The organism is uncultured Methanobrevibacter sp. (assembly GCF_902801725.1).
Taxonomy (GTDB): domain Archaea; phylum Methanobacteriota; class Methanobacteria; order Methanobacteriales; family Methanobacteriaceae; genus Methanocatella.
Window position 1 is genome coordinate 20,244 of the sequence record NZ_CADCJB010000012.1, and the last position, 13,030, is coordinate 33,273.

At 32.1% G+C, this 13,030-nt stretch carries 10 protein-coding genes; 1 reads left to right on the plus strand and 9 read right to left on the minus strand.

Features of this window, described 5'->3' with window-relative positions; all coding sequences use genetic code 11:
- Positions 1-67 precede the first annotated feature (67 nt).
- Both QZV68_RS03675 and QZV68_RS03680 read right to left on the minus strand, forming a co-directional pair.
- Entirely contained in the window at positions 68-3,055 is a 2,988-nt protein-coding gene (locus QZV68_RS03675; RefSeq protein WP_296878698.1) for a right-handed parallel beta-helix repeat-containing protein, read from the minus strand.
- Between the two features lie 262 nt (positions 3,056-3,317).
- Complete coding sequence (locus tag QZV68_RS03680) at positions 3,318-5,414, minus strand: Ig-like domain repeat protein (protein ID WP_296878700.1); 2,097 nt, start codon at positions 5,412-5,414, stop codon at positions 3,318-3,320.
- Positions 5,415-5,836: 422 nt separating this feature from the next.
- Here QZV68_RS03680 and QZV68_RS03685 point away from each other — a divergent pair, with 422 nt between their 5' ends.
- Positions 5,837-7,429, plus strand: coding sequence for a hypothetical protein (locus tag QZV68_RS03685; RefSeq protein WP_296878702.1), 1,593 nt, complete (start codon positions 5,837-5,839; stop codon positions 7,427-7,429).
- 9 nt (positions 7,430-7,438) lie between these two features.
- Here the strand turns inward: QZV68_RS03685 and QZV68_RS03690 are convergent, their stop codons facing one another.
- The 7 genes from QZV68_RS03690 to QZV68_RS03720 all read right to left on the minus strand — a co-directional run bounded on the left by QZV68_RS03690 (position 7,439) and on the right by QZV68_RS03720 (position 13,002).
- A complete protein-coding gene (locus tag QZV68_RS03690) occupies positions 7,439-7,864 on the minus strand; it encodes a DUF3021 domain-containing protein (RefSeq protein ID WP_296878704.1) in 426 nt (141 codons plus the stop codon).
- Positions 7,865-7,872: 8 nt separating this feature from the next.
- The gene (locus tag QZV68_RS03695) at positions 7,873-8,313 is read right to left on the minus strand and encodes a LytTR family DNA-binding domain-containing protein (protein ID WP_296878706.1); all 441 of its coding nucleotides are present in this window, start codon (positions 8,311-8,313) and stop codon (positions 7,873-7,875) included.
- The gene (locus tag QZV68_RS03700; RefSeq protein WP_296878708.1) at positions 8,310-8,591 is read right to left on the minus strand and encodes a 2TM domain-containing protein; all 282 of its coding nucleotides are present in this window, start codon (positions 8,589-8,591) and stop codon (positions 8,310-8,312) included. The genes QZV68_RS03695 and QZV68_RS03700 overlap by 4 nt, the downstream gene beginning before the upstream one ends.
- Positions 8,592-8,843: a 2TM domain-containing protein gene (locus QZV68_RS03705; protein ID WP_296878710.1), complete on the minus strand. Its 252-nt coding sequence runs from the start codon at positions 8,841-8,843 to the stop codon at positions 8,592-8,594.
- A gap of 118 nt (positions 8,844-8,961) precedes the next feature.
- Positions 8,962-9,660 (minus strand): diacylglycerol/polyprenol kinase family protein, encoded by a 699-nt coding sequence (locus QZV68_RS03710; RefSeq protein ID WP_296878712.1) that lies wholly within the window; start codon positions 9,658-9,660, stop codon positions 8,962-8,964.
- On the minus strand, positions 9,660-10,778 hold the full coding sequence (locus QZV68_RS03715) for a tocopherol cyclase family protein (RefSeq protein ID WP_296878714.1): 1,119 nt from the start codon (positions 10,776-10,778) through the stop codon (positions 9,660-9,662). Before QZV68_RS03715 ends, QZV68_RS03710 begins: the two co-directional genes overlap by 1 nt.
- Positions 10,779-10,878: 100 nt before the next feature.
- A complete protein-coding gene (locus tag QZV68_RS03720; RefSeq protein WP_296878716.1) occupies positions 10,879-13,002 on the minus strand; it encodes a nitrous oxide reductase family maturation protein NosD in 2,124 nt (707 codons plus the stop codon).
- Positions 13,003-13,030: the final 28 nt, after the last annotated feature.

Sequence of the window (13,030 nt, forward strand, 5' to 3'; positions counted from 1 at the left end):
CAATTTTTTAATATAAATGTAATTTCATATTGAAAAAAAATAATGAGTGTAAAAAAATAATTTTACACTATCTTTTAACGATTAATGTTGTTTTAACTTGTGATTTCAAGTATTTGACAACAACAGAATATTTGCCTACATTAAAATTCTTTAAGGCAATAGTAGCTACACCTTTTTTATTAGTTTTAGCAACATATGTTTTACCTTTGATTTTGAAAATAACTGTGCCTGCAATCGCTTTGCCCTTACTTGTTTTTAAGCTGGCGGAGTATTTAATTGATTTAGCCTTTTTCCTGACGGCACTGTTTGCCTTTAGAACTTTTTTAATGGTTATTGTATTTTTTACACTGTACCCTTTATAGGAAGTTGCAATTACATATTTTCCAGGGGCAAAACTAAATGTTTTAAAAGCATATCCATAAGCATTGGTTTTTACTTTGAAAATTGATTTGCCGACTTTCATTGAAATTACAACACCTTTACCAACAGGCTTTCCATTATCCCCAATTACACGAACTTTAAATGTTGCTTTACCATTATAATCAACAACAACATTTTTGTTGTTAATTATTCTTTTAATTGTTGAAGGATTACTGTCAACATTCCAACTAATGCTTTCATCATTCAATTTAAATACAATAATCTTTTCTGAAGGAATTTTAATATAGTCTGATAGATATCCGTTTTCAACAGATAACATATTTCCATTAGATACCTCTACTTTGAAAATCGGCAATGATTCCGGCACGATAATTTTAAATCTGGAATTATTTTTATTAACTCCTTCAAAAGCAATAACTATCTTTGCATCTTTATCCTGAATCAACTTGGTGCCGTTTGAAACATTCATTGCAATCCAAGTAAAATCATCAGTAAAATCATCGGAGGTATTGAAATTAAATAATTTTTCAAATTTGGGATTATTTGATCCCCACCAATTATTTGAAACATTTATGCTGTCCCAGGTATTATTAAAAATCGCATATCCTATTTTATCGTAATTATTGTTAAATGAAGAATAGGAAACATTAATTCCCCTTCTTGCAATTATTGCTCCTCCATCTTCATTAGCAACATTATTTTCAAAAACAGAACTGACAATATTCAAATTACCTTTATTGTCAATGGCTCCACCGTTGTTGGTTGCCCTATTATTGGTGAAATTTGAATGATTTATTGTTAAATTCCCACCATTATCAATTGCACCTGCACCGTATGCCTCATTATCATCAAATAAAGAGTTTTCAATTGTTAATATGCCAGAATTATCAATCGCTGCGCCATAGCTTTTAGCATCGTTTGATATGAATTTTGTGGAATTTATATAAACATCGGCATTTTTATTAATAAAAATGCATCCCCCTTCATCAGCACCAGTATTTAATTTGAATAAGGAATCAGTAATCCTTACATTATCCTTTAAAAGATATAACACCCCAGAATTATGCATTACTTTATTATTAATAAACTGGCAATTATCAATTTCTAAATTGCTATTTGAATAAATTCCTGCTGCTCTAGATGCACTATTTGAACTGAATTCTGAATTTTTAACTCCCAACAGAGAATTTGTATAGATTGCTCCACCAAACATTGCTTCATTAGATTTAAAAGTTGAATCTACAATATCCAAATCTCCTTCATTGTAAGCAGCGCCTCCATTGCCTCCTGCTTTGTTAGTCTCCAAATCAACATCAGTTAAACTTAGACTTCCAGCATTATAAATTCCGCCTCCATTAACTGGGGCATAATTTTTATTGACAGTAGAATTGCTGAGTGTCAATGAATCTGTATTGTAAACAGCACCTCCATTATTATTTGCACTGTTAACCTCCAAATCAACATCAGTTAAACTTAGACTTCCAGTATTATAAATTCCACCGCCATTTTCAGCAGAATTATAATTCAAGACAGTCATTTTAACTGTAAGAGGAATGTCATTAACATAAATTCCTCCACCATTTTTTGCAGAGTTGTTATTAATGATGGAATTTTTAATTTCTGATGAAAATATAGCACAGTATATTCCCCCACCATTAGTATCTGCAACATTGTTGGTGACTGTTGAATCTGAAAGACTTAAATAACCTTGATTCAAATCGATTCCACCACCACGATAAGCAGAGTTATTTGTTATCACTGAATTTGAAACAGTTAAACCTGCTTTAGCTTCCACATATACTCCACCACCCTTACGTGCAGTATTATTATCTATTGTACAATTTTCAATAGTTAAAAGGAATTCTGATATGAAAAATCCGCCGCCACAATCTCCGGTGTTATTCTGTACAATTGAATCATAGGCTTCACAATATCCCCAGCTTTTAATTCCACCACCCAAATCAGAAGCGTAATTAAAATAAAATTGAGAATTATAAATTTTTAACAAACCTCTATTGTTATAAACTCCTCCACCACGGGCTGCGGAGTTATTGGTGAAAATTGAACCATATATTAAAAAATTTCCAAACCTTTTATAGATTGCTCCACCTTCAAGAGCATTATTGTTGAGGAATGTGGAATTTTCAATTTTTAAATCTCCCCCATAATCATCAATTGCAGCACCAAAACTGGCAGTATTGTTATTAAATAATGAATTATAAACATTCAATTCGCCATTTTCTGAATTGTGTACAGCACCACTTTCGGCATAATTGTTAACTACAGTTGAGTTTATGATTGATAACTTTCCGTCATTATCAATAGCTGCCCCATCTCCGAGAGTACGTCCATTAGTAAAAGTTAAACCGACAATATTTACATTGGCATTACGGGATATTACAAGAATATTTGATTTGTCGCATGCATCCAATACTGTTTCGGACGAGTCTGATCCATAAATATTAATATTTTTATTGATTGTGATTGCTGAACCATTCCCATGATAGGTTTTATCCTTAAGATATATTGAATCACCTGGATTTGCACTATCAATCATGCTTTGAATTGTATCGAAATTATCATCGCTTTGTGTTAGATTAATATCGCCATTTTCAGCATAGACTCCATTCAAAAATACTATCGAAAAAAATACTGCAAATAGCAATATTGACATTAATTTAGATTTTTTTATTTTAATCCCCTCAAATAATATTTATTTAGAAATATATTCACTTTAAAATATAATTTTAAATTAAATAACCTTAATTTAAAATATTTCATAAAACGTTATAATGATTTATTATTAACGATGATAAATGATATATTCCAAATAATATTTATAATCTACCCAAGGATTTTAAAAATTATCTGAAAAATGCAACTAACATTTGAAAAAAAGAAAAAAAAGAAAAAGTAATAATAGGATTATTACTTATTTATTTAACAACATATACCACTTTTTTAATTGTGGCTTTGTATGTAGCATCTCCAGCAAATTTGACAGCAGCTGTAAATTTACCTTTTTTGAGAACTTTTACACTGATAGTTGCAATACCTTTAGAATTGGTTTTTGCAGTAAATGTTTTACCGTTTACAGTAATAGTAACTTTTTTACCAGCAACAGCTTTTTTTGCAGATTTTAAAGCAACTTTAATTTTTTTAACTTTTTTAACTGCTAAAGTAGCTTTAGAAGCAGTTAAAGCAGTAGCTCTTTTGTTTACTTTAAGTACTGCAGTATCAAGTGAAGCTTTAGTATTATTATCACCAGCGAAGTATGCAACAATACTGTGTGTACCTGCAGCAATATTTTTAACAGTCACTTTGAAAGTACCGTTTTCATCAGTAGAACCAAAACCAACAGTTTCACCGTCAATTAAAATTGCTACCACTTTATCAGCTAATGCAGAACCGTCTTCAAGTTTTAAGTTTGCAGCAATAACTTTAGAAGCAGCTGTATAAATAGTTGCACCTGAAGTACTAATACTAGTAGCAACAGGAACAATTACAGTGGATTTAGGTAAAGTTAAGTTCAATGCAGATGAAGCAAAGTCTTCTGTACCATCAAATATAATTGACATGTCTTTTTCAGGAATACCTGCAATGGTGAAAATTCCATCTTTATCAGTTGTTGCATTTACAGTAATGCCTTCAATAATAGCAAAAACAGATTCATCGTTAATACCTTTACCTGCAAAGTCAACTAATTTTGCAGTTACAGTACCGTTAGCAGCAATATCACTAACTACAATTTGAGTAGCGACTAAGTCTGCTTTAGGAATGATAATATCTGTGACATTATTAGCTTTTTTCCCGTAGTATGCAGGTTCTGTTCCCCATTCAGTGGACCATACAACAGCAGCTTTTACACCATCGAATAATTCGTTATTTCTTACATCAATAGCTGCGAATGGGTTTAATTGACTTTTTTGACAGAGAATGTGTAATAAAGTTACAGATGCCCCAACAACATCTTTATCCGCTGCTAAAACAGTATTATCAGTTACATTAATGTTTCCAAGAGTACTTGGGTAACCGTGAGCAGTATTACCTTGTTGAGCAGCAATTAATAAATTCTCATTTACTGCATGGAAAATGTTTTTAGAAATTGAAATACTGTCAGATGCTTTTTCAATACTGATTACTGGGAAAGCACCATATAAGCGTTCTCCATCTTGGAAAATACCACAACGATCGAATACATTGTTATCAATGAAAGTACCTTCAGTTGATGCTCCTCCGAAGAAAATAGCATAAACACTACCATTGAATAAGTTATTGGTAATTCTAGCATCACCACTACCTCCTGCAATGGAACATCCATCAAGAACAGGGCCATTGAATATGTTATTATCAACAGTAAGGAAGTGAGAACCCATTACACTAATAGTTTTAGAACCTTTTTCTTTATTTACAGTAGGATCGTTAATGAGTAAAGTAGCGATACCACCATTGAATATAGAATTTTTAACAGTTACATAATTAGAACTAGCTACAACAACAGCTTGATTGAAATCTTTAAAAGTACAGTTATCTACAACACCATGAGTAGAACCAGCTTCACCATCGAAACGTACACCCCAACCTGCAACATTACCTCCATAGGTCAAATTGTTTTTAGGGTTGGTGTCAACAAAGTTCAATCCTGTGAAAGTAACATAATTGGATCTTACATTGAATAATCCATTACCGTCACCATATCCTGTAATGAGGGTTTTACCATTACCTTGGATAGTTAAATTGTCTGTTGTTACATTAATTGTATTACCTGCAAAATCATAAGAATCAAAATTACTTAAATCGACAATGTCTCCTACAGCAGCGTTTCCAATCGCATTTTGAACACCTGCAGTATCATTAGTGGCTGGTTTTAAAGATGCAGCAACTACTTCATCAACCGCATCAACAGCAACTACATCATCAGCAGCTTCATCAGCAGCTAAAACATCTGTTGCATTAGATGCTGAAACTGAACTGACAGATAATGCGACTAAAATAACTAAGAGGAGAGGTATTAATATCTTCTTGTTATTCATTATTTTTTCTCCTTAAATTAATCTCACTACACTAACATAAAATAAAAAAATAGCATTATCGAAATGAATATTTTTTATTTAAACCATTAGTATGATTATATCTATTGGACAACCATTAATATAAACATTATTATTTATCGATAATTTTTAAACAAAAAATAAAACAAGTATAATATAAAATACAAGTGAAAAAAAGTTAAAATTAATAAATTACTGATTAAATAAGTTATATTAAAAAAATATTAATTATTAATTAATAATTAAAAAAAATAATAAATTTAAATAATTATAATTAAATTCATAACGATGAATAAAAATTATAAATTTAAATCCGTCAATCGATAGGAAAATATTATAATATCCAATAATAATATAATATATAAATGATTATTTGATAAAATTAAGGAGGTTATATCATCAAAATGAAAACAGCCAAAATAGCATTGGCAATATTTATCTTTTTGATTTTTATCAATGGAGTTAATGCATTTGAAGACAACACAACAGCACATAATATGATAATTTCAACAGCTGAAAATCCCATATTAAACGACATATCCTCAGATTTAGAATCAGAAATTAATAATGCTCAAAATGGAGACGTAATCCTAATTAAACCAGGAACATATCACTTCAACAATGTAACATTAACAAAAAACATTACTCTTGAAGGCAGTGGAAATCCCGAAAAAATCATTTTTGATGGGGAAAAGAAATATAACCTTTTTTCAATACGAAATGACTCGACTCATGTGGTTTTTAGGAACATAACATTCATTAATGCATACACAGAAGGATTTGGAGGAGCCATTTCAATAGAAACTGGCCATGTCAGTGTGGACAATTGCATTTTCATTAACAACACCGCTGGTGTCAATGCAGGGGGCATTTCCAATTACGGTACTGAAGAAGAAAAAGGATATCTTTTACTTGAAAATTCTTTATTCATTGGAAATCATGGGAATCATGACGGCGGTGCAGTTACAACATGTTTTGCCCATTCTGACATATACAATTGCGTGTTTATAAACAATTCCGCCCATAGGGATGGTGGAGCTATTCGTGTTAGCGTTCAAGGATACGGTAATGTTCAGGACTGCATCTTCATGTACAATCATGCGGACGAATGGGGTGGAGCATATTACAGCTGGTCTGGAGAATCAAATATCCAAAGATGCATATTTATGAACAATACTGCAGGTACAAACGGTGGTGCAGTAATGGTTTCCGGAAACTTAAACCTTGAAAATTCAATAATCGTCAATAATACTGGTGGAAGAACAGGCGGTTCATTTTACATCCAGCAACCAATGTATGATGCCGTGACAAGCATTCATATTCATGATAACCTCATTACAAATAATACATCCCCCAAAGGACAGGAAATATTCATTAAATGGGATGATGTAAAAAGCCTCTATACTGACTTCAACAACAACGATTGGGGAACTCAAGATCCAAATGACCCGTCAGTCATCGATCCAGACAAAGTAACACACAGAAGCAGAGTATCATCAACTATCCACTCCAATTTATTAGAAACTATGAATTTAGGTTTATTAAACAGATATAAAGATACTTTAAAAGATTATTTCCCTGAAAATTTCTTTGATGATGAGGATGATGAAGTTGATAGGCCGAACAATAATCAGAATTCAGACAGTAACAATAACAACAATGCAAATAACTACAATGCAAACAAAAACAGCAATAAAATAAATACAGAAAATGAAAATTCAAAAAATTCCAAAGCATCCAATATGAATAACCAAATAAATATAAACAACACCAATAATCACATTAAATCTGATGCAAATGACGATTATAATTCAAAAGACAACGAAATTGTTGGAAATTCAACATCACATGGAAAAAATAACAAAGCATATGAATTAAATAAAAAATCACACTCAGTTATCAAACAGGGATCACTAGATATCAAATATTATGTTATTGGAATAATCATAATATTTATACTTTTAATAATCGGTTATAAAAGAGGAAAAATGGAATGAATAGAAAAACTATTCACCATTCAATTTTTTGTTTAAATCGCGCGCAACCAAATAATAATAAATATAAAATCCAAACCAAGAAACAGCAGCAAATATACAAGCTATTACAATCCACTCAACAATAACACCAAGTCCCATGTTAATCGGCATCCATTGCAGATAAATTGCAATAACAAATAAGATTATCATTCCTATGCCCATTTGGAATGATACCTGAAGTGGAAATGCAATATCTTCCCTTTCATAAATAAGCCCTGTTATGGAAAACCCCCATCCGACAACAATTGAACCTAAGAACGCATTTATGATAGTTTCACCTGAAAAATGAACATTATGAGGTCCTCCCTGCAAGGATATTAAAACCATAATAATCATTACGATAAAACAGCCGACAAAAGCACCCATTGCCAATCTTTTTATTAAATCAACTTTCATTTCATCACCTATAAATCCAAAGCCTGCTTGAAATCAGGCAGATATTTTCTTGATATGTTGTCCTTTAGACCATTTTTAAGTTGTATAAACATCATTCCCTTAAGTGAGGGAGCTACTCTTTCAACCTTTTTTAAATTAACGATAGTGGATTTTGAAATCCTTACAAAATCACTATCCAAAGTCTCTTCAACCTGATATAATGGCTTTTTAATCAGATATTCACTGTTTTCCGTATAAACTTTAACTTGCTTATCTTCAACCCTAAACATGTAGACATCACTAAATTCCAAAAGTGCAAAGTCAGACCCTTTTTTAACGGCCAGCATATCATTAGAATCATCACTTTCAAGAATTGACATTGCTCTTGTAATATTGTCAGTCAATTCATTGGTATGGATGTCCGCATGCGGCTCTTCAATATCCCTTGAAATAAATAAATTTACCTTCATGATTCATTCCCTAATTTTGCCATTTCTTCCTGAATTTTGCGTTCACGATATTCCACAGTATTAAATTTATTTTCAATTATAAAAGCATTTAAAAATTTAATGAATATTCCAATACCCCAGAAAAATAGCGGGAACAGAACCCACCAGAATTGTGGAGTGTATACTGCATTAATTACTGCCAAAAATGCATTGACAATAATGAAGATCATGAAACTTTTATAAAACTTAATTTTTGCATCTGCACGCTTTTCAGCCAATGCGCGTAAATTATCATTCATTTAATCACCCATTTTTGAAATTTCTCTTTCAATCATTTTTTCACGACAGTTATTAAGAGAATATGCATTAAAAAAGTCATCTAAAACTCCAATACCCCAGAAAAACATTACAAATATCAATAGCCAAAAGCTTTGCAGAAATACAAAGCAAACAATTGCTATTACTGTATTTACAATCAAATATTTATATAGATTTTCTTGAAACTTTATTTTTTTGTCAACTCTCTTTTCAGCCTCTTTCCTTAAGTTCATATCATCACCATTCGATAATATAACTTAGGGCAATTCCATATAAATGGCTATTTGGCAGTGCTTCCAAGATGCGAAAATCGTTGAGTGAAATGCAAAAAATAAGAATTGAAAGTAGCTGCTATAATACAGCCACCAGATAGTATAAAATTGAAGTTACTGCAGGAACTGTTAAGTTGTCAATTCCACCATAACTAAATGCTTCACAGACAGTCGCAATAGCAGATATCGCCAATATGTAGACAATATTAAATTCAGGCATTGTACAACCGATTGAAGTAAAAACCATCCACACAAATACGCTCATTACTGATGTGATAACAAACATTGTAAGTGATCCTTCAAGAGATTTTGTACCTCCGAATATTGTGTATTTGACTTTACCGAATTTTTGACCAATCAATGCTGCAAATCCATCACCATACACCATAGGAACAATAGCCAATGCCACAATCCAAATGTAGAATTTAGGATTATTTGCCGGAGAGAGTATACTGTATATTGCAATTAATATTGTCCAAATCAATGCATAGAAAAATAAGCCTAAGGCATGTCCTGATTCAGTTACGCTGTTTTCAATTTTGACAGGAGAGTATTCAGTCAAGAAGAACAATCCTATTGTAATCGGCAATGTTAAAAACCAAACCATCACCCATGGATCTGAGAAAAATGGCATGGCAAATATCATATTACCTACCATAATGTGCAAAAATTTACGTGAAACTTCAGGCCTTGTCTTTAAAACCATTTCAGCTACAACGAAAATGACAGCAACATAAATATATACTACAATTAATGCAAGAATATCCGTAAATATCATTACTTATCATACTCCCCATATTCACAGCCAGCATTTTCCATTTTCACATGATCGATTAATGTTCCGTCTTTCTTGTATAGTTTGATTTCACCCCAACCATTTCCGCCATTCCATAAACGGTTGTGTCTTTTTTGGCCATCAGGAGCTTCATAATTAATAAGTAACATTTCATCGCGTTTACAGTAGAGTACCATTTCCATTTTTGAATTTTTATTGCTTGCATTTATATGCCATGTATGAATTTCATCGCCCTCTTCAAAGTCAAAGTCGATTTTCACCATGTTCCAGAATCTTGCGAAATTGTACTCATACATGGTTCCCTCATAGTAAAATCCAATCAGCAATTTGCGAGGAATAGATATTCCAAATGCTTTTGGTCTTCCACCACCCGCTTCAAAAGCAGAATTATTGAGTTTTTTACCAGTTTTAAGACTGGTTAAGTTACATGATGAAATCCAAAGCCATGGTGAAGTAAAATCCCCTCCCCAATTCTTATCGGCATAACCATAGGATTTTTCAGGAATTACTTCATATTCCTCACCATCCAACCAAATAGTACCCTTATATTGAGTTTTGATTCCTTCAGCATGCCAGAACATTTCAAAAGAGTTTAATTTTCTGAACAAGGAGTTTGCACCATAACCAACATTAAAAGTGATTTGTTTATCAATATCCAAATCCCACATCATATCTCCCGCATCACACATATATTCCGGATGATTTTGAGCGTCTTCTTCGCTTACTCTTGCAAATCCACTCATGTGAGTTTCGGTTAGACTGCAATCCCCAACACGAATATTCAATTCATCATCAGGACAATCAAAATATTTCATAGAATAAAAATTATGAATTTGTTTTGGATTTTTACCCCATGCACCTGCCTTGACCATGCAATAAGACGGTTTTTTGCCAGCAGCTTTGTTTTCAGGCAATTGACCTAAAGTTGGTTCCTCTTCAGCCAGTGCAGGATTACATACAAAGTATTCAATGAAAAATGGTCTTGGTTCGCCAGTTTTTTTATTATATGCAGTTAAGGAATGCCACCACCAGTCATAACCCTTTTTAGCAAGTGGTCCCTTAAGCATAAAATAATCTCTTTTCAAATCACTTTTATTCATTTAAAGTCCTCCAAAGATAGATAATATAAGATTTGTAAAAAATATATTAAATAATTTATTACAATAAAGAAAAATAGAAAAATAGAAAAAAAGAAGAGAATTATCTTTTAGAATTCATTTCTTTTATATCATCACGATAATAATAACCAATTGTCAATATCATCAACAATACAATAAATGACATTCCAGTGACTCTAAAGAATTCATCTTCATCAATAATAATTTGTTTTACAACAGATTTAGATTCAATACTGCTTGAATCCCCACTGCCTCCGCCGACAGCGCTTTGTGCAGAAGCGGAGCTTTCTGATTCATAAGCATTTGAAACATCTTTTGAAGGGTTGTTTGCACTATCGCCAGGAGAATTTTGCTGGCCATTATATGTGCTGTTTCCATTATCTCCACTTTGTGAAAAACCTTGGCCGGAATTTCCAGAACCTTCATTATTTCCATTACCGTTACCATTGCCATTGCCGTTAACTTTACCGTTAACACTCATATCATCATGGCCATATGGTATATCAGGATAAGGATAACTTGGAGTTACGCCATTTGACGGGTTAGAAACCGGAACATTGCTGTCATAAACATTTTCCCTTGGAGAATAATCAACAACCGCTTTGATAATATCACCATTATTTGCATCCACTGTGAATACACCTGATCCACCTTTTACAGTAATAGTGGCCGACTTTCCATTATTTGTTGTATAAGTCAAAGTTCTATCAGGAAGCAAACTGGCAATCTTTCCATTAGAATCGACAAATGATGCCTGGAATTTATTTTTTCCAATTTGAGTAACGGAAAATTGTATCCTATTTGTTTTAATTTTAGGGCAAACTAAAGCTTTATCAGAATACCAGTTATCACCAAGCTCCAATTGCCCACCTTTAAATGAGTATTCGACATCTTTGGCTTCAACCTGAATATGCCTATTTCCAAAAAGGGCATTGTAGCTTATATCCTGACTTTCAGGTTTCAGATACTCGTCATTGAACTCAATACCAACATAACCATTACTGGCAATTTCATTAGATTGAATCATATTATCTCCAATAGAAGTCAATGAAATACCACTGTCTCCGTTATAATCAATGACATTTCCCTTTATATTAACATTGTCACCTGCTCTCAAAATATAAATCCCATTATTGGAATTTTTTGTAATGGTATTCCCAATTATATGAAGATTTTCAGGTGCACTACCATAATTAACCCTATTTAATCTATCTGAAGTATATATTCCATTCCCACCATTTCCATAAATGGTATTACCATGGATATAAATTTTAGTGGAATTTGCCAATTCAATACCGTTCACACCATTATTGGAGATTATATTGCCTATAATATAAGCGGAATCTGAATTTACAATAACAACACCATTTTTTGAATTTTGAACAATATTGTTTTTAGTGATATTGAGATATTTGACTGCATTTGCAACAATAGCATTGCTTTTAGTGGATATCTTATTGTTAATTAGCCTGATATAATCAGAATTGACAATTGAAATTCCATTACCATTACCCTGAATATTGAAACCATTAATAGTGGTTAATGAAGCACTTTTACCCCTAATTATAAATACAGGATTATCATTTCCTGATTTTAAGATAGTGTTTGACCTGCTTAATAATGTTAAACGTTTACTCAATACCAAATTAATATTAGAATAACTTGATCCCTTAAATAAAATGACATTCCTATCTTTTGCACCATCGATAATTTTTTGAATTTCCATGCTTGAAAGCCCATCTTCAACAGCAATGGTATTCCTAATAGTGATTGAGGTTGTTTTTGAAGAAGCATTATATTTAGAATTTCCTAAAAATTTTGTTGCAATCTTGTAAGATCCATCATTTAAGTTAAGCTTAAGAGATGCTATTCCATAATTATTGGTAGTTTTAGTATAAGTGTTTCCAGAAACCGTAAAGTAAACTTTGGTATTCTTTAACACACTACCCTTATCATCTGAAAGTTTAACTTGGAAATAATCTCCAACAACATCAAAAGTTGTGTTACTTTTAACATCAATTTGGGTTTTAATTGGAGATGATGATTTTAAAGCCGTTTGGTCTGAATGAGCAATTGAATTATCACTTTCAGCAGATATTAGTGATGAATCATCATCTGTGACATTATTAACCTCCTGCGCAACACAGAAATTTAAGCTAATAATAACCAATACAAACAGTACCAAAATAAAAGCTTTCTTGCTCATTTTTCACCTCCTTTACTATCGATTAGTA

Bases quoted from the DNA above. Each gene is read 5' to 3' on its own strand.
- QZV68_RS03720 (WP_296878716.1), bottom strand. From the start codon at position 13,002: ATGAGCAAGAAAGCTTTTATTTTGGTACTGTTTGTATTGGTTATTATT.
- QZV68_RS03710 (WP_296878712.1), bottom strand. From the start codon at position 9,660: ATGATATTTACGGATATTCTTGCATTAATTGTAGTATATATTTATGTT.
- QZV68_RS03685 (WP_296878702.1), top strand. From the start codon at position 5,837: ATGAAAACAGCCAAAATAGCATTGGCAATATTTATCTTTTTGATTTTT.
- QZV68_RS03695 (WP_296878706.1), bottom strand. From the start codon at position 8,313: ATGAAGGTAAATTTATTTATTTCAAGGGATATTGAAGAGCCGCATGCG.
- QZV68_RS03690 (WP_296878704.1), bottom strand. From the start codon at position 7,864: ATGAAAGTTGATTTAATAAAAAGATTGGCAATGGGTGCTTTTGTCGGC.
- QZV68_RS03675 (WP_296878698.1), bottom strand. From the start codon at position 3,055: ATGTCAATATTGCTATTTGCAGTATTTTTTTCGATAGTATTTTTGAAT.
- QZV68_RS03715 (WP_296878714.1), bottom strand. From the start codon at position 10,778: ATGAATAAAAGTGATTTGAAAAGAGATTATTTTATGCTTAAGGGACCA.
- QZV68_RS03705 (WP_296878710.1), bottom strand. From the start codon at position 8,843: ATGAACTTAAGGAAAGAGGCTGAAAAGAGAGTTGACAAAAAAATAAAG.
- QZV68_RS03700 (WP_296878708.1), bottom strand. From the start codon at position 8,591: ATGAATGATAATTTACGCGCATTGGCTGAAAAGCGTGCAGATGCAAAA.
- QZV68_RS03680 (WP_296878700.1), bottom strand. From the start codon at position 5,414: ATGAATAACAAGAAGATATTAATACCTCTCCTCTTAGTTATTTTAGTC.